Source organism: Arthrobacter sp. P4_F10 (genome assembly GCF_056401435.1).
This window is the reverse complement of sequence record NZ_JBFUJJ010000001.1, coordinates 190,663-208,593: the sequence shown is the minus strand read 5'-3', so window position 1 is coordinate 208,593 and position 17,931 is coordinate 190,663. Positions and strand designations below refer to the sequence as shown.

The following is a 17,931-nucleotide window of genomic DNA, read 5'->3' as shown; positions in this document are numbered from 1 at the left end:
GTGAAGACTCCGACGTACCAGCTGACAGTGCGGGCGGTGGCGGCTGCCGCCATCGCGCTTGCGGGATCGTTCTACGCCGTTCCTGCCCTCGCCGTAACAGGAGGGACGGAACCCGCACCGACAGCGTCGCCGACAGTCTCGCCGTCGGACGCGCCGACAGCCCCGCCGTCGGCAACCGCCGGCCCGGCAGCGCCGGTTGATACGACGGCGGCGGCTGGCGCGACAGCCACGGCCGCCGCCGCGACGCGCATCAGCGACGCCGGCCTCGCCGAAGCCGTGCAGCGGGACCTTGGCATGACCCTTGCGGAGTTTGATGCCGCCGGTGCGCTGGCCCGGCGGGCCGCCGACGCCGCTCCCTCCCTGCGGGCCCTCCCCGGCTATGTGGGGATCAGCCTCGCCGGCGGCAAGATCGCGGTTGAAGGCAGCGGCCCCGAGCTCCGGGCCCGCGTGGCCGAGCTGAACCAGTCCGGCACGGCCACGTTCGTGCTTGCCGCCCCGGCCGCCGCCGTTGTCCCCTCGGCCGCGGAGCTCCTTGCCTCCAGCACCCAGCAACTGTTCGAGGCCTACGTCAGCGAGGTCGGGGCCGCAGGGCTGCAGGCCGTCACCTACACCAACGGCCACTTCGTCATCCGCACCGGCGGCACCAACACGGCGCAGTCCATTCCCGCCTCCGGCGCCGCTCCCGCCTCCGGCGGGGATGCGCAGCCAGCGACAGCGCCGGGCACGAAGCCGAAGATGTCCGCGGCGGATTTCGTGGCCCGCTACGCCAACGTGGCACTGGAACAAGGATCGCGGATCGCCACGGAAGAGGACTTCTTTGGCGGCCAGGGGTACATCATTGACGGCCGCACCCTGTGTTCGGCCGGATTCGGGGCCTTCAGCCCCGCGGGCGAGCCCTTGGTCCTGACCGCCGGGCACTGCGCCGCTGACGGTGCCGCGAAGCAGGCCCAGGTTGAAGATCCCGCGGGGGCGCCGGCGGCCGGCGGGGCCGGTTCGGGCGCGGCCGCCGGGACCCTGGGGACCTTCGGGTTCAGCCAGTTCGGCGGTCCGGACAATTCCATAGTGGCTGCGGACGGCACCAATGTCGGCACGGACATCGCCGTCCTCCGGGGTATCCGGAGCAGCGTGGACCTCCAGCCGGCCGTCACGCGGTGGGACAACCCCGCCGATCCGGAGCCGTCGTCCGTGAAGATCGTGGGAACCGTGGCGCCGTTCCAGGGCCAGCCCGTGTGCCGGTCCGGCCGGAGCCTCGGCTGGTCGTGCGGGACCGTGGACTCAGTGGGCACATGGGTCATCGCCGGACCGAACTCCCTGCCGCCGGACTTTGACAACGATCTCCGGGCGCTGAACGGCTTCGACTCCAGCACGGTCAAGTCCCGCCCCGGGGACTCCGGCGGACCGTGGATCAGCGGGAACTTCGCCGTCGGCATGCACACCGGGGCCGAAAGCGAGGGCGGCGTACAGACGCGGGCCATCGCGACCACGCTCGAGGACGCAGCGGGCCGGGTTCCCGGCGGTGTCCAGCTGCAGCTGTTCCTGGCCAAGCCAACGCTCGCGGCGGCCGCCAACGGAACCGTCACAGCCGGTGAGCCGCTTACGGGGCACGTGGGCGCCGGTCCGGCCTCCGTGGTGGCGCCGAATTCCAAGGTCCGCATCACCGTCCTGGACCAGAAACCAGGCCAGAAACCAAGCCAGAAACCAGGCCAGAAGGACGGCCAGAAGGCCGGCCAGCCGTTGGAAGTGCCCATCGACGCGTCGGGAAACTGGCAGTTCCCCGCGCCGTCGTCGGCCGGGCAGTTCAAGTTCTCGGCTGAAACTGTGAACGGATTCAGCCGCTCCGGGGCAGTCTCGCTGTCCGTCGACGTATCCCGCCTCGCGGCTCCGGCCATCACTTCTCCGGTGGACGGCCCGGCGCTCACCGCCATCGAAACAATCGAGGGCACCGGCGAAGCCGGCCGCACGGTGCGGCTCTCCGGCGACTTTACCGGGACCGGACTGGTCGCCGCAGACGGCCGCTGGAGCATCAAGGTGGCCGATCAGCCGGTCTTCGGGAAGGTCTCGGTCACGGCGGTGCTCACGGCTCCCGGAGAGGCGGACAGCCCGTCGGTGACCCGCGCTTACACCGTCGTTCCACCGATTCCAGCGGTGTCGAACCTGCGGGACGGCAAACACCTGCGCCAGGATGCCCTGCCCGCCGGCATCTCCGGCACGGCCATTGATGGCGCCGACGTGACCGCGGCGGTGGATGGTGTGGCCATTGGATCAGTCCAGGCCGGTTCCGGCGGTGCTGGTGCCGGGGGTTCCGGCGGTGCCGGGACGCGGGCCGCGCTGCAGCCGCGGATTCCGCAGGACCTGGCCGGCGGCGCCCGGTGGAGTGTCCCGTTCCCCGCCGGACTGGCTACCGGAGCGCACACGCTGACAGTTACGCAGGCCATTGACGGTGTCGCTTCGCTTCCGGCCGCCGTGGCCTTCACCGTCGACGCCGCACCTGTCTCCGCGGGTACCCCGGACGAGACCCCGGCAAACAGCCCGCCGGCAACGCCCAGCCAACCGACAGTCCCGCAGCAGCCGGTCAACCCAGCCGGAGCTCCCGCCGAGCCGGCCAACCCGGCTCAGGCGCCCGTTCCGCCGTCGGACACCACCGCCATTGTGGGCGGTGCGGCACCGGGCGGCACGGCGGCAGGCGATGCGGGCCAGTTGGCCAGCACGGGTGCCGGCGGGCTCCTGCCCGCCGCCGGTCTTGGCGCCGGGGCCCTGCTGCTCGGCGTGTCCTTCGTGGCGTTCGGCCGGCGCCGGGCGGGCCGCTAGCGGCGGACTCCAGGCCCGGCTCGCTGCAAAGCTGCGGGGTCGCCGTACGGTTACGGCGACCCCGCAGCTTTTGGGCGACCCCGCGAGTTCGGGGGCAGAACCGCGAGACGCGGCTACTGGAAGTCAGCCAGCCAGAGATCCGGGCCGAAGACCTCGTATTGAATGTCCTTCGCCGGTACGCCACCAGCGATCAAGGCGCTCCGAACCGATTTCAGGAACGGCAGGGGACCGCAGAGGTAGTACTCGGCGTCGTCGGGGAGTTCCACCGCTCCGACGTCCATGAAGCCGGAGAACTCGGATCCGGAGTCACTTCCGCCGACAGTGGGATTCAGGAACCACGTCCTCAACGTCCCGTCCGGCAATGCAGCCAGATCCTCCGTGACCTGCCCCCGAAGTGGGAAGGACGCCTCGCTGTCGTCGGCATGCAGCATTATCACCTGCCGCTGGGAACCGGACTTGACGAGGTGCGACAGCATTCCGGCCATCGGGGTGATCCCGATCCCCGCGCTGGCCAGGACCAGGGCCCGGTCCGTGTACTCCAGCACCACATCGCCGAAGGGTGCCGAGAGCTCCACCTCGTCGCCCACCCGGACCTCATTGTGCAGCAGATTGGACATCTCGCCGTCGGGGGTCCCGAGTCCTTGGACCCGCTTCACCGCGAACTGCCGGTGCTGGCCGTCGTCGGCCTTGGTCAGGCTGTACTGCCTGGGCTGGTGGACGCCGTCGTGCATTTGCATCTTGATCGTCACGTACTGCCCCGGCAGGGAAGGCTTGACGTCGCGCTCGTCGGTACGTTCGACGACGAACGAGACGACGTCGTCTGTCTCCTGGATCCGCTGCACCACCCGCCATGTCCGCCAGATGGTTTCGGGGGAGAGGTGCACGGCGTTGTACAGCCCGCGCTCCTTGTTGATGAGCAGGTTCGCCAGCAGCCAGTAGACCTCGTCCCAGGCGGCGGCGACCTCGGGGGTGACGGCATCCCCCAGGACATCCACGATCGCCCACATGAGGTGGTCGTGGACAACCTGGTACTGGTCCGGGCTCAGGCCCAGCGAGACGTGTTTGTGGGCCACCCGGGAGAGCAGATGGTCCGGCACCTGATCCGGTTTCTCCACGAGCATGGTGGCGAATGCCGCGATGGATCCGGCGAGTGCCTGCTGCTGGCGGCCGTCCGCCTGGTTTCCCCTGTTGAACAGGCCGTCCAGGAGGTCCGGCCGTGCCTCGAACATATGTTTGTAGAAGCGCTTGGCGATCTCCTCGATGTGCTCGCCGACTACGGGAAGCGTTGCCTGGATGACAGGAAGTGAGGTGTCTGAGAGCATGGTGGATCCCTTCCGGTGCGACCGGTGCAACCCGTCGGTGGCGGGCGACTCAGCACTACCAAGCTAACAGCCGGGGCAACGGGCCTTCCGGGTCGATCGGCCCTACACCGACGGGGGCGACCGGTGTAGGCGGCGTTCACGCCCGGGCCCAGTTTCCCGCCCCCGCCCCCGTCCAGGCCCACGCCCAGGTCCCGTTCCATGCCCCGGCTCGCCGGAAAGCTGCGGGGGCGCCGTACGGCTACGGCCACCCCGCAGGTCTCCGGCGACCCCGAGGCGGCGACCCCGAGGCGTCGGGCCCCAGGCGCGGGCCGCGAACTCGGGAGTCAGGCCTTGCGGGCCAGCAGCAGATTGGTGATCCGCAGCGTGCAGAGCCGCTGGCCGGCCTCGTTCGTGATCAGCACCTCGTGCGTGGTCAGGGTGCCGCCCAGATGGATCGGGGTTGCCGTGATCGTGATCAGCCCCTCGCGGGCCGATTTATGGTGCGTGGCCGAGACGTCGACGCCCACCGCCGTCTTGCCCAGGGTGCTGGCGTGGATGACGGCGGCCCAGGAGCCCACGGCCTCGCCCACGGCCAGGGAGGCGCCGCCGTGCAGGAGCCCGAACGACTGCCGGTTGCCCTCCACCGGCATGGTCGCCACCACGCGGTCCACGGACTCCTCGACGATCTTCACGCCCATCTTCTCGTCGAGTTCCCCGAGGGTGATCTTCCACATCTCGGTGCTGCCGGTCTCGGGCGTCATAGCGTCTCCTTTGTTGCCGGCCGGCCGCGGCCCGGTCGGTGCCACCGCTGCTAGTGTGCGGTAGGCCTCATTCATGTACTCTAGATCATATTACCGAACGGACGGTCAGTAATGTTCCGGCCGTGTTGATCTTGCTCCCCCGTTGGAAGGACCCGTCAACGATGACCACCACAGCCGCACCCACAGTAGACACTGTCGAGATCGTTCCCAGCTTCATCCGGGGTTCCTGGTGGACTCCCGACGCCGCCTCCGCCGCCGGCGCAGCGCCGGTCCTGGACGCCAGCACCGGCGAACTTCTGGCCAAAGTGAGCACCGAGGGGCTCGACCTCGCCGCCGTCGTGGACTACGGCCGCACCACCGGCCAGGCGGAACTGGGCACGCTGACCTTCCACCAGCGCGCGCTCAAGCTCAAGGAGCTGGCGCAGTACCTCAACGGCCGCCGCGAGGAGTTCTACGCGCTCTCGGCGCAGACCGGCGCCACCAAAATCGACTCAATGGTCGACATCGACGGCGGGATCGGCGTCCTGTTCACTTTCGGGTCCAAGGGCCGCCGCGAACTGCCCAACTCCCAGGTGGTGGTCGATGGCCCCATGGAGGTGCTGTCCCGCGACGGCTCGTTCGCCGGTGAACACATCTACACCCGCATTCCCGGCGTCGCCGTGCAGATCAATGCCTTCAACTTCCCCGTGTGGGGCATGCTCGAGAAGCTGGCCCCGGCCTTCCTCGCCGGCGTGCCCACCATCGTCAAGCCGGCCACCCCCACCGGGTACGTGGCCGCCGCCGTGGTCAAGGCGATCGACGAATCCGGCATCCTGCCCACGGGCTCGCTGCAGCTGATTTCCGGCTCCGTCCGCACCCTGCTGGACCACCTGGACTACCGCGACCTCGTGGCCTTCACCGGCTCCGCCTCGACCGCCAACACGCTCAAGTCCCACCCCAACGTGGTCAAGGGCGGGGTCCGCTTCACTTCCGAAACCGATTCCCTCAACGCCGCGATCCTGGGCCCGGACGCCGTCAAGGGCACGCCGGAATTTGATGCCTTCATCAAGTCCCTCGTCACCGAGATGACGGTCAAGGCCGGCCAGAAATGCACCTCGATCCGCCGCGCGATCGTGCCGCAGGAACTCGTCGCCGACGTCACCGCCGCCGTGGGGGAACGCATCCGCGAACGCGTCGTGCTCGGTGACCCCCGGGCCGAGGGCGTCACCATGGGCGCCCTGGCCTCCCTCGAGCAGCTCGCCGACGTGCGCGCCGCCGTCCAGTCCATGCTCGACGCCGGCGGGGAGCTTGCCTACGGCACGCTCGATGCACCGAAGGTCACCAGCGCGGACGGCAGCATCGGCGTCGTCGACGGCGGTGCCTTCATGTCCCCTGTCCTGCTGAGCTGGGCCAACCCTGAGGCCGACGAGGTCCACTCGCTCGAGGCCTTCGGCCCGGTGTCCTCGGTGATCGGCTACACGGACCTGGCCGACGCCGTCCGCCTCGCCGCCCGCGGCGGCGGCTCGCTGGTCGCCTCGGTCTGCACGAACGACCCCGCCGTGGCGCAGCAGCTGGTCACCGGTATCGCGGCCCACCACGGCCGCGTGCTCATGCTCAACCGCGAGGACGCCCGCAGCTCCACCGGCCACGGCTCCCCGGTCCCGCACCTGGTCCACGGCGGGCCCGGCCGCGCCGGCGGCGGCGAAGAGCTCGGCGGCATCCGCTCGGTGATGCACCACATGCAGCGCACCGCGATCCAGGGCTCGCCCAACATGCTCACCGCCGTCACCGGCGTCTGGCACACCGGCGCGGACCGCAACTTCACGCTCGAGACCGAAGGCCAGCACCCGTTCCGGAAATCCCTGGCCACGCTGCACATCGGCGACGCCATCCGCTCCGAGCTGCGTGAGGTCTCGCTGGAGGAGATCACCAAGTTCGCGAACTCCACCGGCGACACGTTCTACGCCCACACCAACCAGGAAGCCGCCGCCGCCAACCCGTTCTTCCCGGGCATCGTGGCGCACGGCTACCTCCTGCTCAGCTGGGCCGCCGGCCTGTTCGTGGAGCCCGCACCGGGCCCGGTCCTTGCCAACTACGGCCTGGAGAACCTGCGGTTCATCACCCCGGTGGCCGCGGGGGACTCCATCCGGGTGACCCTGACGGCCAAGAAGATCACCCCGCGCGAGACCGACGAGTACGGCGAGGTGGCCTGGGACGCCGTCCTGACCAACCAGAACGACGAAATCGTGGCGACCTACGACGTCCTGACCCTCGTCGAGAAGTAGCCTCACCCGACGCTCCCTCCCGTTGCCCTATCGCTTGTGGCTGCCAAAAGGTCGAAATGGCCGCCACAAGTGATAKGGCAACCGGGGAGGGGGCTCTTTCCACCCCGCTCCGGCGTAAAATCTTGCTCGTAGGAGGTGGCGAAATGACACTAGTACTGAACAAAGCCACAACAGTCCTGCCAGTCGATGATGCAGCGCGTGCCCGGCATTTCTACGAGGACACTTTGGGGCTCCCGCACCGTGGCGTGGCAGACGACGGAAGCGAAATGTTCGGCTCAGAAGGCGGCCCGATGCTGCAGCTGATGCCTGTGAAGGATGGAAAGCACTCAGAGCACACCACCCTGAGTTTTGAAGTCAGCGAGATCGAACGCACAGTCAAGGATATGGAAGCCAAGGGCGTCCTGTTCCAGGACTACGATCTCCCGGATCTCAAGACCGAGAACCACATTTGTACAACGGATTCAGAGAAGTGCGCCTGGTTCATGGACTCCGAGCACAATATTCTCTGCGTGCACGAGAACATCACCACGGCAGCTGATTACCAGCTCTGAGATCCGGTCCAGCCCTGGAATTCGGGGGGACAAGTTCAGGGTGGACAGATGCACGGCGCTCCGGCTCAGCGGGGCGCCTTTCTCGTGCGCACGGCCGTCAGCGTGCCCCCGGACCTGCCCCCGGACCGTCCGATCTGTCCGGACCTCCCCCCGGACCGTCCGATCTGTCCGGGCGGGACCACGGCGACACGGGGCGGGTCTGGAGCACGCCGTCGACGCTCACGTCGACGCGCTCATTGAAGAAACTGATGAGGCCGTGGATCTGGGCGGCGTCGCGGTACCGCCGGTCATAGCTCCACGCGATGTTCCGGCCCTGCGCGGAATCCGGGTAGCTCCAGTAGCTCGCCTGGCCCTTGTAGGGGCAGACGGTCCGCTTGGGGCTTTCCTCCATCAGGTCCAGCCGCACATCCGACGGCGGGATGTAGTAGCGCACCGGCAGCATCGTTTCGTAAAGCAGCTGCGCGCCGTTCGTCGCGGCCAACGTCACGCCGTCGAGACCTACCTCAACGGTGAGCGAGGACGCCCGGATGTCCACACGGTGGAACGGGTCGCGGGGATGGCCGATGATTTCCTCGTCGTCCTCCAGCCAGTCGAAAGCGTTGAAGTCCAGCACCACATATCCGGCCAGGTCGGGGTCCGCTGGCCGGAAGGCAGCGCGGGGCAGCCTCCCGTGGGAGGTCACGACGTCGAGCTCCTCGCCGGCCGCTGTGTGCCTGCCGAACGACGTGCGCGGATCCAGTGCCTGCGGCCCCTCCAGACCCATCCTGAAGCCGTGTTCCGTCACGTCGCCCGCCTGCTGACCCGGCGGCGCGAGTTCAGCCCGGAGGTCAACGTCGGAAACGGCGTAGACGGGGGTGACACGTTTGGGCTCCCACACCAGGAGCGCGTGAAGAGTGTCGACGACGGCCATCCCGCCCACCATGGCACGGACTCTTTTCTCGGTGGGCTGGTATCGCAAATCGGGGAATGCGCTGAAGAGGACTTCAGATAACTTCGTGGCCATGACTGCAGGGTGGGCGTCCGTTATCCTGCCGTCAACGACTGTCCTGGCCACATGACCGCCGGCGGACGGTCAGCGCGGGACGTGGAGGCCGTGGAACGCCATGGTGATGACGTCGTCGGCCAGCTTTTCGGGCGACAGCGAACCGCCGGGTTTGTACCACTCGACAATGGAGTTGATGGTGCCGAACAGCAGGCGGGTCACGGTGCGGGGATCGATGTCCTGGCGCAACGAGCCCTCATCCCGGGCCTCGGAAATCAGCGCGGCGACCTTGTGGTCGAAGGTGCGCCGCCGTTCCAGCGCGTCCCGCTCGATCTCCGTGTTCCCGCGCAGGCGCAGCAGCAGCGTCACGAAGGGCAGCCGCTCCACCAGGACCGAGATGGTCTGGCGGACCACGAACTCCAGCCGGGCATCGGCCGAGCCGGAGGTGGCCCCGGGCTGGTCCAGGATCGCCTCAAGCCCGCCCAGGGCGTGATCCAGGGCGAGCTTGAGCAGGTCGCCCTTGGACGGCACGTGATGGTAGATCGCGGACTTGGAGATGCCCAGGTTCTCGGCAAGGATGCCCATCGAGGTGGCGTCGTAGCCGTGGCGGTTGAAGACGTCGACGGCGATCACCAGCACGGACTGCTGGTCATAGCCGGGACGGCCGCGCTTCGTTGTGATTGCTGTGCTGGGCATAGTGGCTAGTTTCTCACGATCGGGTGCTCACTCAGGCCTTGGGGCGCATGTCGTAGATCCGCCGCAGCTTGCCGTTGGACCGCTCCAGCGAGCCGGGCTCGACGACGTCGACCGTGCAGGAGGAGCCCACATGGATCTTGATCTGCTGCTGCAGGACCTTGGCGGCCGCCGCCGCGCCCTCGGCCGTGACGGCGTCGCGGCGCTCGATCTTGACGGTCATCTGGTCCATCCGATGGCCCTCGGGCCGGGTGAGCTCCAGCTGGAAGTGCGGGCTGAGCTCGGGGATGCGCAGGGCGATCTCCTCGATCTGTGACGGGAACAGGTTCACGCCGCGCAGGATGATCATGTCGTCGCTGCGGCCGGTGATGCGGCCCATGCGGCGGTGCGCCGGGCGCGCGGTGCCCGGCAGCAGCCTGGTGAGGTCCTTGGTGCGGTACCGGATGATCGGCAGCGCTTCCTTGGTGAGCGAGGTGAAGACGAGCTCGCCCGGCTCGCCGTCGCCCAGCACCACCGTGGGGTCGAAGGCGTCAATGATCTCTGGCCGGAAGTGGTCCTCCCAGATGTGGCTGCCGTCCTGCGTTTCCACGGCTTCGCCGGCGACGCCCGGGCCCATGACCTCGGAGAGGCCGTAGATGTCGCAGGCCTTGAGGTTCATGGTGGTTTCGAGCTCGTGCCGCATTTCCTCGGTCCACGGCTCGGCACCCAGGACCGCGTACTTCAGTGACGTTGAGGCCGGGTCGATGCCCTGCTTGATCATGGCGTCGGCAATGGTCAGCAGGTACGTGGGGGTGGCCAGGATGGCGTCGGGCTTGAAGTCCTGGATGAGCGTGATCTGGCGCTCGGTCTGGCCGCCGGAGATCGGGATGACGGTGCAGCCGAGGGCCTCGGCGCCGGCGTGGGCGCCCATGCCGCCGGTGAACAGGCCGTAGCCGTAGGCGTTGTGCACTTTCATGCCCGGCCGGACGCCGGAGGCGCGCAGCGAGCGGGCCACCAGCTTGGCCCAGTCGGCGAGGTCCTTCTTGGTGTAGCCCACCACGGTGGCGCGGCCCGTGGTGCCGGAGCTGGCGTGGATCCGGGCGACCTCGTGCTGCGGCACGGCGAACATGCCGAAGGGGTACTCGAGGCGGAGGTCCTCCTTGGTGGTGAAGGGGAACTTGCCGAGGTCGGAGAGTTCACGCAGGTCCGTCGGGTGGACGCCGGCCTCGTCGAACTTGCGCTTGTACAGGGGGACGCGGTCGTAGGCGTAGGCCACCGTGTGCTGCAGGCGGCTGAGCTGGAGCGCCTCGAGCTCGTCGCGGGAGATGGTCTCCTCGCGGTCCAGGACAGCGTCAGTTGTGGCGGCGGCAGTTTCTTGGGTCATCAGTGGTTCCCTGTTTCTATTTCTTGGAGATGGTGCGGCTGCGGCCGCGGAACTCGGCGATGAGTTCGCCCGGGAGGATATCGGTGGGGAGCTGGCCCGGAAGGGTTGCTGCGGGGGCCGCGCCGGCCGGTGCCGCCGTCGGGATGCCCGCGCCAGGATCGGCGGCGTAGATCTGGATGTCGTACAGCCCGCTGCGTCCTGTGCTGGCGCGGCGGTTCGCGACGGCGGTCAGCACTTGTCCGCGGAAGGCGGGTTTCAGGAAGTTGATGTCGACGCCGGCAGCAACGGTGATGTTGGAGTCCTCGCCCGGGAGCGGATTGGCCGGGTTGCAGGCCAGCGCGAAAGCCGTGTCGCCGAAGGCGAAGATCATTCCGCCGTGGGCCATGCCGAAGCCGTTGAGCATTTCCTGCCGGAGCGTCATGCGGATCGTGGCATGCCCGTCGTCCAGCGCGAGGACTTCGATGCCCATCCATTCCGAGGCGTAGTCGTCTTTCAGGATGGGGTGGGTGCCCCCGGAAACCGTCAGTTCAGCCATGCGTCGTTGCCTCCAGCTTTATTTACCGAATGTTCATTAGGTAATCCCATTTTGGGCCACGCTGTCAAGAGCCGRTAGTCGTTGGTGCTACTGCTGGGACCGAGATGCATAAACGAACAAGCGTACGTCTTGACTCGCTGGTGTGAAGGACACATACTGAATTCGGGCCCCGGCTGCAATGACGAAACCGGCGGCAACTCAAGAACCTTGGAAGGGATTTGCCATGACTGAAGTGGCCTTTGACATCAACCGCAACGTGGACCTGTTCCGTGTGAACCGGGCAGACGAACTGGCCGCCGCGCCGGGACAGACGCTGAATGCCCGCCGCATCTCCGGCGTCAGCAAGGAAAGCAGTCCCGTTGAGCGACTCTGGTTCGGCAAGGTCTTCACCGGTCCCGGGGAGATCTCGGATGCCCATCACCACGGGGAGGCCAACACGGGAGGCTATGTGCTCAAGGGCCGTGGCTTTATCCGCTACGGCGAGGGCTACGGCCAGATCGTCTACCTGGAAGAGGGTGACTTCGTCTTCGTGCCGCCGTTTATGCCGCACATCGAAGGCAACGCCAGCATGACCGAGGAACTGGTCTGGATGACCACCCGCACGCCGGACAACATCGTCGTTAACCTGCGCGACCAGGACGTCGTGGACCTTGAAATCGACTACCGGTCCTGATTTCCCCCAACAAAAGGGCGGCTACCGAAAGGTAGTCGCCCTTTTGTTGTCGTTGGTCCAAATATAGGGCGGCTACCGAGCAGGTAGCCGCCCCATGTCGTGGCTAGGTGCCGGTCAGAAGGACCGGGGAAGTCCCAAGTGCTTCTCGCCGATGTAGTTGCGCGTCATCTCGTCAGTAAGCGGCGCGAACGTGTACAGCCGGGCATCGCGGAAGTAACGCTGCATGGGCAGGCCGCGGAAGAAGCCCCAGCCGGCCATGACCCGCATGCCAACATCGGTGGTGGTGGTTGCCGCGTCGGACGCTGCGAGCTTCGCCATGGCGGACCAGGTCTCATTGGTTCCCTCGCCGCCGTCGGACGCTTCTGCCGCCTGGCGCAGGAGGAGCCTGGCGGATTCAATTTTCACGCTGGCATCCACCAGATTGTGCTGGAGCCCCTGGAAGGAGCCCACGGGGCGGCCAAAAGCGTGCCGCTGACGTGCCCATCCGACGGCGGTTTCCATGGCTCCGCGGGCGATCCCCAAAGCCACCGCGGCCCCATTGAGCCGTTCGCCGTTGAGCGTATCCAGAACCTGGCGGAATCCCCTGTCCAGTTCACCCAAGACGTTCGCTGCCGGGACCCGCACGTCGTCGAGGTAGACGTCGCACTGCGCGAGGCCGCGGATGCCCATGGTGTCGATGGTTTCGGTCCTGATCCCGGGCGTGGAGCGGGGGAGCAGGAACATGGTGATGCCGTCAATGGCGGAGCGGGTGGTTTCGCTGGTCCGGGCCAGGAGGATCAGGTAGTCCGCGTCCATCGCACCGCCGATCCATTTCTTCTGTCCGGAGATGGAGTAGCTACCGTCCTCCAAGCGGGTGGCGTTGGTCTTCATGGCCCGGGCAACGTCAGTTCCGCCGTCGGGCTCGCTCAGTCCGAAGGACATCTTGGCTTTGCCGGCATGCAGCGGAGCCAGGAACTCTTCCTGCTGCCGGCGATTGCCGTAGGTGTGAAGGAGCTGGACGCCCATGTACTGGACCACCATGCTCACGGCCACCGATGTGGGGCCGGCGCCGAGTTCCTCAAGAACCACCGCCTGCGCCTGGTGTTTGGGTCCACGGCCGTGGAGCTCGCCGTCGAGCTTGATCAGACCGGCGGCGCCAATCTCGCGGTATAGCTCGACGTCGTATTCTTCGGCTTCGTCGAACTTGTTGAGCCGCTCCGGCGTGACGTGCTCGGCGAGCATGGCGCGCACACGTGTCCGCAGCGCTGCGAATTCGTCGGGCTCGGAGATTTCGGCCGGCGGTGCCGGGCGGAAATTGTCCTGGATTGTCATGGCCTACTTCCTTTTCATGATGAAGCTGCTGCTGAACGTCATGACGGTGGAACCGTCCTGTTTCAGTACGGAGTAATCGATTTTCCAGATGCCCTGGTCCGGCTTTTTGGTCTCGCGCGCCATGGCTACCGTGGCCTCAACATGGATGGTGTCCCCGATGAACACCGGGGCGAGGGCACGGACCTCATCCAGGCCCAGCCATGCGACCACGTTGCTGAAATACCCCGTTTGGGTCATCAGGCCCAGGCCCAGGGACATGGTCAGCGGCCCGTGGGCGATGCGCTGTCCGAACGGCGTCGTTGCCGCATAGGTTTCATCCAGGTGCAGGGAGACGAGGTCGCCGGTGAGGCCCGCCCACTGGACCAGATGTGCATCCGTGATGGTCATACCTGCCGTGCGGACCACGTCGCCTGCCACCAGATCTTCCCAGTAGTGGTCAGGGCGGCCTTTGGGTTGCGGCAGGGTGGTGCCGGCCAGTTGGGGATCGATGCTGTGCATGTCTCTCTCCTGTTCGGGTGAATGAGGTCGGAGCCTAGGGGAATCGTAAGTCCACCTGGAATAAGACTAGACTAGCGAACGCTTGTTCGTATACTAATAAAGGACAGCAACTCGAATTCCTGGAGGCCCAACATGAGTGAAGCTACGATCGTCGCCCCCGCGCCGGTGTCGGACATCGAAGTCCCGGCAGCAACCGTGCACGAACAACTGACCGAGAAGCTCGCTTCGGCCCGCCTCGGTGGCTCAGAGAAGAACCGCAAGAAGATCACCGAATCAGGAAAGCTCCTCGTTCGGGAACGCCTGGCAATCCTGTTCGACGACGAAAACTACATCGAGGACGGGCTCCTCGCCCGCTATGAGGAAGGCCTGCCCGGTGACGCCGTCGTCATCGCGTTCGGCCGCGTTGACGGGCGCGAAGTGTGCGTCATCGCTAACGATTACTCCGTCAAGGCCGGCACCTGGGGCAACCGCACGTTCGAAAAGATCACCCAGGCGCAGAAGAACGCGGATGCCGCCGGCATCCCCATCGTTTACCTCTTCGACTCCGCCGGTGCCCGCATCGACGAACAGTTCGAGAGCTTCGCCGGCCGCCACGCCTGGGGCAACATCTTCTACAACCAGGTCCAGATTTCCGGTCGTGTTCCCCAGGTTTGTGCCCTTTTCGGCCCGTCGCCTGCGGGTTCGGCCTACGTTCCGGCGCTCTGCGACATGACCATCATGGTCCGCGGGCACGCAACCGCCTACCTGGGATCACCCCGCCTGGCGGAAATGGTCACCGGCGAGAAGGTGACGCTGGAGGAAATGGGCGGCGCCGAGATGCACTGCACGGTCTCCGGCCTGGGCGACGTCCTGGTGGAAAGCGACGAGGAAGCCCTCAACGCAATCCGCGTCTGGCTGTCCTTCCTGCCCGCAAACTGGGAAACCCCCGCGCCGCTGGCCCCCGCAATCGAGCCGCGCCCCGGACGCACCCTGCAGGAAATCGTTCCGCTGCGCGAGGCCGAGGTCTTCGACATGGAGGAATTCGTGGAATCCCTCGTGGACGAAGGATCCTGGTTCCCGTACAAGGAGTTGTTCGCTCCCGAGATGCTGACCGGCTTCGCCCGCATCAACGGCCGGCCGGTGGGGCTGGTGGGCAACCAGCCCAGGCACATGGGCGGCTCCATCTTCCCCGACTCCTCGGACAAGGCTGCCCGCTTTATCTGGATCTGTAATGCCTACAACATCCCCATCGTCTTCCTGGTGGACATCGCGGGCTACATGATCGGATCTGCCGTGGAGCGCCAGGGCATCATCCGGCATGGAGCCAAGATGATCTTCGCCGTCTCTGAGTGCCGGGTTCCGAGGATCACGGTCCTGGTCCGCAAGGCCTACGGCGGCGGCTACCTTGCTATGTCCGGTGCCCCCATGAACCCGGACGCTGTCATCGCGCTGCCCACGGCCCGTCCCGCCCTGATGGGTCCGGATGCCGCAGTCAACGGCATCTACTACAACCAGATCCACGAGATTGAGGATCCGGCAGAGCGCAAGGCGTTCATCTTGGCTAAGCAAGCCGAGTACGCAGAAGGCATCGACGTCTTCAAGATCGCCAACGCGAACGCTGTAGAAGCTGTTGTCCCCGCCAACGAGCTGCGCGCCGATCTGACCAGGCGGCTGGGCCTGTACTCCAAGCGCAAGATGGTCCCCGTGGAGCGGCGCCAGGCCGTCACCCCGGCCTAAGGCGCGCGGCACATGATCAAGGTAGTGGCCGTTATCAAAGCCAAGCCGGAGCTGACCCGGGACGAGTTCCTGCACTTCTGGAACGTGGAGCACCCGGCCTATGTGCGCAAGCTCCCAGGCATCACCCGGTACCGGCAGAACCCTGCAATCGAGCACCGGAAGCCCTGGCCATACAGCGGCATGGCAGAACTTTGGTTCTGCTCGGTGGCCGACGTCAAGGCCGCCTACGCAGGCCCTGAAGGCAAGGAGCTGTTCGACCACGAGCACCACTTTTTGGACAGTGTCCAATGGTTCTTGGCCGAAGAAGTCGACGTGCCGCTGGCCGTGGAGGACTGACCCGTGCCCAAACGCATCACCTACCTGGAGAAGCGGGACGGCCTGGCCCGGAAGGACTTTCGCACGCACTGGTCCACGACGCACGCCGAGATTGCCCGTGCCCTGCCCGGTGTGACGGACTACCGGCAGAACCATCTGCTGGAATCCGCGCCGGGGCTCGGGGCGGGGCTGTACCGTGTGGACGGCATCGTTGAACTGTGGTTCGCCGCCGACGACGTCGTACACGCCGGCTTCGACTCCGCGGTGGCGGACCGCCTGATGGTCGATGAGCAGGAATTCCTCAGTGGCCTCACGGGGGGACCGGTGACCGCCGGCGCGCCCCACGCCCCGTGGCCGTTCAAGCTTTGGGTGCTGGCACGCTGGCGCGATGGAACTGACAACGACTTTGACGCGGTTGACCGCTGGGCGGGGCCGCTGTCTGCAACATTCGACGGCGCCCTCGGCCGGGCCGTGAACGTGCTCGTTCCCGGGGCGGATCTGTTGGTCCGCGCGGCGCTGCGCCGGGAGGAACATATTCCGGAGGTTGCCATCTCCTTCGGCTTCGCCGACGAGGCGGCCGCACGTGCCGCCGCCAGCATGCTGCCGGCCCACGTGGACGGGGTCCAGGGTATCCTGACCGGATTGTATACCCGCGTCGCCGAGGAACTCGTCATTATCTGATGGGGGTCCTGCGATGACGCCAGTCGGCGGTGTGGTCCGCTTCGTCCTGCTCGGCGCTGCGTGGGGCTCCAGCTTCCTGCTGATGAAACTGGCGGTGCAGGGGCTTTCCCCGGGCCAGGTGGTCCTCGGACGGCTGGTCCTCGGCGCACTGGCGCTGACCCTGCTTCAGCTCGTGATGCGGCGGCCGTGGCCGCGGCAGCGCAAGCTGTGGTCGCACCTGGCGGTGACCGCCGGCGTCGGCTGCGTCCTGCCGTTCCTGCTGTTCGCGTGGGCGGCCGAGCGCATTCCCAGCGGACTCTCCAGCGTCCTGAATTCCGCCACGCCGCTGGCCACCGCGGCTGTCACCGCGCTGGCCCTGCGGCAGGAGAAAGTCACGCCGCGGAAGACCGTCGGCATCGTGGCCGGAGCCGCCGGAATCCTCGTGGTGCTCTCGCCGTGGCGGTTCTACGCCGCGGACGCCGTCGATTTGTGGGGGCAGATGGCTTGCCTCGCGGCCGTGCTGTGCTTTGGCGTCGTCTTTTCCTATACCAAGAAGTACGTTTCGCCCTACGCGGCGGACCCCATAGGGATCCCGGCGGTCCAAATGGTCGCGGCGTCGCTGATGATGCTGGTCCTGGCTCCGCTCATTGCAGCCGGGGAAATCTCGCTGACGGCCCCGGTGGTGGTCGGCATGCTGCTGCTGGGTGTCGTCAGCACCGGCCTGGCATATGTCTGGAACTTCCGCATCATCGCCGAGTGGGGCGCCACGGCGGCGTCGACCGTCGCCTACATCACCCCGCTCGTAGGGGTGGCGCTCGGCGCGGTGGTGCTCCGGGAGGAAGTCAGCTGGAACCAGGTGGTCGGCGCTGGGGTGGTTATCGGCGGGATCGTCCTGGCCCAGTCAAGGCCGAAAGCGCCGGAGAAAGCCCCAGACGGGGAGTTGGAGGAAGCAACGTGAACACGCCCCGCGGCACAAGCACGCCCCACGATTGCGGGGACCCCAGGAGCTTTGAGGACATCAGGAATCTGAAGTCCGACTATTTCCGTCACGTTGATGCCAAGCGGTGGTCGAGCCTCCGCGCCCTCTTCCACGCCGATGCGAGGTTCCGTGGATTTCCCTTCGCCGCGGACGACGCCGACGGGTTCATCGGCGGCGTGTCAGGCTTCCTCGAGGGCGTCGAGTCGGTGCATCAGGGTTTTATGCCCCGCCTGGCCGTCACGGGCGACGGCGGCATCCGCGGGATCTGGTCGATGCATGACTACTTGGTCTGGGCCCGCGACAGCAGGCCTTACCGGGGCGCCAGCATCCCCGGACTCTACGGAATCCGGGGATACGGCTTGTACGAGGAGGAATACCGGCGGCTCGACGGGCAATGGCGGATTGCTGCCATGCGGCTGGTGCGGACCAGAGTTGACCTCCTGGTGGGTGAACCCCTGCAGCTCCCCGGCCAGGAGTTCGGCGCACCGGACCCTGACTGGATGCCCCGAACCTGACCCCAG

At 66.9% G+C, this 17,931-nt stretch carries 17 protein-coding genes; 9 read left to right on the top strand and 8 right to left on the bottom strand.

Annotation, left to right across the window (positions count from 1 at the left end):
* Positions 1 to 2,808, top strand: a complete 2,808-nt coding sequence (locus tag AC1DR1_RS00960; RefSeq protein ID WP_476992062.1) for a S1 family peptidase — start codon at positions 1 to 3, stop codon at positions 2,806 to 2,808.
* 113 nt (positions 2,809 to 2,921) lie between these two features.
* Here AC1DR1_RS00960 and AC1DR1_RS00955 read toward each other — a convergent pair whose 3' ends face one another.
* Entirely contained in the window at positions 2,922 to 4,130 is a 1,209-nt protein-coding gene (locus AC1DR1_RS00955) for a globin domain-containing protein (RefSeq protein WP_476992061.1), read from the bottom strand.
* Between the two features lie 323 nt (positions 4,131 to 4,453).
* Positions 4,454 to 4,870 (bottom strand): PaaI family thioesterase, encoded by a 417-nt coding sequence (locus AC1DR1_RS00950; protein ID WP_229994412.1) that lies wholly within the window; start codon positions 4,868 to 4,870, stop codon positions 4,454 to 4,456.
* A gap of 161 nt (positions 4,871 to 5,031) precedes the next feature.
* Between AC1DR1_RS00950 and paaZ the strand changes: the two genes are divergently transcribed.
* Positions 5,032 to 7,134, top strand: a complete 2,103-nt coding sequence (gene paaZ / locus AC1DR1_RS00945) for a phenylacetic acid degradation bifunctional protein PaaZ (protein WP_229994413.1) — start codon at positions 5,032 to 5,034, stop codon at positions 7,132 to 7,134.
* 143 nt (positions 7,135 to 7,277) lie between these two features.
* Positions 7,278 to 7,685 (top strand): VOC family protein, encoded by a 408-nt coding sequence (locus tag AC1DR1_RS00940; protein WP_476992060.1) that lies wholly within the window; start codon positions 7,278 to 7,280, stop codon positions 7,683 to 7,685.
* Between the two features lie 97 nt (positions 7,686 to 7,782).
* On the opposite strand, the gene AC1DR1_RS00935 is transcribed toward AC1DR1_RS00940, so the two are convergent.
* The 4 genes from AC1DR1_RS00935 to AC1DR1_RS00920 form a co-directional block, all read right to left on the bottom strand.
* Positions 7,783 to 8,688: a DUF427 domain-containing protein gene (locus tag AC1DR1_RS00935; RefSeq protein WP_476992059.1), complete on the bottom strand. Its 906-nt coding sequence runs from the start codon at positions 8,686 to 8,688 to the stop codon at positions 7,783 to 7,785.
* 69 nt (positions 8,689 to 8,757) lie between these two features.
* The gene (locus tag AC1DR1_RS00930; protein WP_229994417.1) at positions 8,758 to 9,363 is read right to left on the bottom strand and encodes a TetR/AcrR family transcriptional regulator; all 606 of its coding nucleotides are present in this window, start codon (positions 9,361 to 9,363) and stop codon (positions 8,758 to 8,760) included.
* 31 nt (positions 9,364 to 9,394) lie between these two features.
* A complete protein-coding gene (gene paaK / locus AC1DR1_RS00925) occupies positions 9,395 to 10,723 on the bottom strand; it encodes a phenylacetate--CoA ligase PaaK (RefSeq protein WP_476992058.1) in 1,329 nt (442 codons plus the stop codon).
* Positions 10,724 to 10,739: 16 nt separating this feature from the next.
* Positions 10,740 to 11,258: a hotdog fold thioesterase gene (locus AC1DR1_RS00920; RefSeq protein ID WP_229994419.1), complete on the bottom strand. Its 519-nt coding sequence runs from the start codon at positions 11,256 to 11,258 to the stop codon at positions 10,740 to 10,742.
* A gap of 223 nt (positions 11,259 to 11,481) precedes the next feature.
* On the opposite strand from AC1DR1_RS00920, the gene AC1DR1_RS00915 reads away from it, so the two are divergent.
* Positions 11,482 to 11,931, top strand: coding sequence for a cupin domain-containing protein (locus tag AC1DR1_RS00915; protein WP_476966266.1), 450 nt, complete (start codon positions 11,482 to 11,484; stop codon positions 11,929 to 11,931).
* A gap of 114 nt (positions 11,932 to 12,045) precedes the next feature.
* On the opposite strand, the gene AC1DR1_RS00910 is transcribed toward AC1DR1_RS00915, so the two are convergent.
* A complete protein-coding gene (locus AC1DR1_RS00910) occupies positions 12,046 to 13,242 on the bottom strand; it encodes an acyl-CoA dehydrogenase family protein (protein ID WP_476966265.1) in 1,197 nt (398 codons plus the stop codon).
* Between the two features lie 3 nt (positions 13,243 to 13,245).
* Positions 13,246 to 13,740 carry a MaoC/PaaZ C-terminal domain-containing protein gene (locus AC1DR1_RS00905; protein WP_229994423.1) on the bottom strand — a complete coding sequence of 165 codons (495 nt, stop codon included), beginning with the start codon at positions 13,738 to 13,740 and terminating at the stop codon, positions 13,246 to 13,248.
* A 132-nt stretch (positions 13,741 to 13,872) separates the two neighbouring features.
* Here AC1DR1_RS00905 and AC1DR1_RS00900 point away from each other — a divergent pair, with 132 nt between their 5' ends.
* The 5 genes from AC1DR1_RS00900 to AC1DR1_RS00880 are packed head-to-tail and all read left to right on the top strand — an operon-like array spanning position 13,873 to position 17,925.
* On the top strand, positions 13,873 to 15,456 hold the full coding sequence (locus AC1DR1_RS00900; protein ID WP_229994424.1) for an acyl-CoA carboxylase subunit beta: 1,584 nt from the start codon (positions 13,873 to 13,875) through the stop codon (positions 15,454 to 15,456).
* Positions 15,457 to 15,468: 12 nt separating this feature from the next.
* Positions 15,469 to 15,792 carry an EthD family reductase gene (locus AC1DR1_RS00895; RefSeq protein WP_476992057.1) on the top strand — a complete coding sequence of 108 codons (324 nt, stop codon included), beginning with the start codon at positions 15,469 to 15,471 and terminating at the stop codon, positions 15,790 to 15,792.
* 3 nt (positions 15,793 to 15,795) lie between these two features.
* Positions 15,796 to 16,452, top strand: a complete 657-nt coding sequence (locus tag AC1DR1_RS00890; RefSeq protein WP_476992056.1) for an EthD domain-containing protein — start codon at positions 15,796 to 15,798, stop codon at positions 16,450 to 16,452.
* Positions 16,453 to 16,465: 13 nt separating this feature from the next.
* Positions 16,466 to 17,389 carry a DMT family transporter gene (locus AC1DR1_RS00885; protein WP_476992055.1) on the top strand — a complete coding sequence of 308 codons (924 nt, stop codon included), beginning with the start codon at positions 16,466 to 16,468 and terminating at the stop codon, positions 17,387 to 17,389.
* Positions 17,386 to 17,925 (top strand): nuclear transport factor 2 family protein, encoded by a 540-nt coding sequence (locus tag AC1DR1_RS00880; protein WP_476992054.1) that lies wholly within the window; start codon positions 17,386 to 17,388, stop codon positions 17,923 to 17,925. Before AC1DR1_RS00885 ends, AC1DR1_RS00880 begins: the two co-directional genes overlap by 4 nt.
* Positions 17,926 to 17,931 lie beyond the last annotated feature (6 nt).

Excerpts from the sequence above, each read along its gene's own strand:
- AC1DR1_RS00905 (WP_229994423.1), bottom strand. The coding sequence starts at position 13,740 with ATGCACAGCATCGATCCCCAACTGGCCGGCACCACCCTGCCGCAACCC.
- AC1DR1_RS00930 (WP_229994417.1), bottom strand. The coding sequence starts at position 9,363 with ATGCCCAGCACAGCAATCACAACGAAGCGCGGCCGTCCCGGCTATGAC.
- AC1DR1_RS00955 (WP_476992061.1), bottom strand. The coding sequence starts at position 4,130 with ATGCTCTCAGACACCTCACTTCCTGTCATCCAGGCAACGCTTCCCGTA.
- AC1DR1_RS00900 (WP_229994424.1), top strand. The coding sequence starts at position 13,873 with ATGAGTGAAGCTACGATCGTCGCCCCCGCGCCGGTGTCGGACATCGAA.
- paaZ (WP_229994413.1), top strand. The coding sequence starts at position 5,032 with ATGACCACCACAGCCGCACCCACAGTAGACACTGTCGAGATCGTTCCC.
- AC1DR1_RS00920 (WP_229994419.1), bottom strand. The coding sequence starts at position 11,258 with ATGGCTGAACTGACGGTTTCCGGGGGCACCCACCCCATCCTGAAAGAC.
- AC1DR1_RS00940 (WP_476992060.1), top strand. The coding sequence starts at position 7,278 with ATGACACTAGTACTGAACAAAGCCACAACAGTCCTGCCAGTCGATGAT.
- AC1DR1_RS00910 (WP_476966265.1), bottom strand. The coding sequence starts at position 13,242 with ATGACAATCCAGGACAATTTCCGCCCGGCACCGCCGGCCGAAATCTCC.
- AC1DR1_RS00915 (WP_476966266.1), top strand. The coding sequence starts at position 11,482 with ATGACTGAAGTGGCCTTTGACATCAACCGCAACGTGGACCTGTTCCGT.
- AC1DR1_RS00885 (WP_476992055.1), top strand. The coding sequence starts at position 16,466 with ATGACGCCAGTCGGCGGTGTGGTCCGCTTCGTCCTGCTCGGCGCTGCG.
- paaK (WP_476992058.1), bottom strand. The coding sequence starts at position 10,723 with ATGACCCAAGAAACTGCCGCCGCCACAACTGACGCTGTCCTGGACCGC.
- AC1DR1_RS00935 (WP_476992059.1), bottom strand. The coding sequence starts at position 8,688 with ATGGCCACGAAGTTATCTGAAGTCCTCTTCAGCGCATTCCCCGATTTG.
- AC1DR1_RS00895 (WP_476992057.1), top strand. The coding sequence starts at position 15,469 with ATGATCAAGGTAGTGGCCGTTATCAAAGCCAAGCCGGAGCTGACCCGG.
- AC1DR1_RS00950 (WP_229994412.1), bottom strand. The coding sequence starts at position 4,870 with ATGACGCCCGAGACCGGCAGCACCGAGATGTGGAAGATCACCCTCGGG.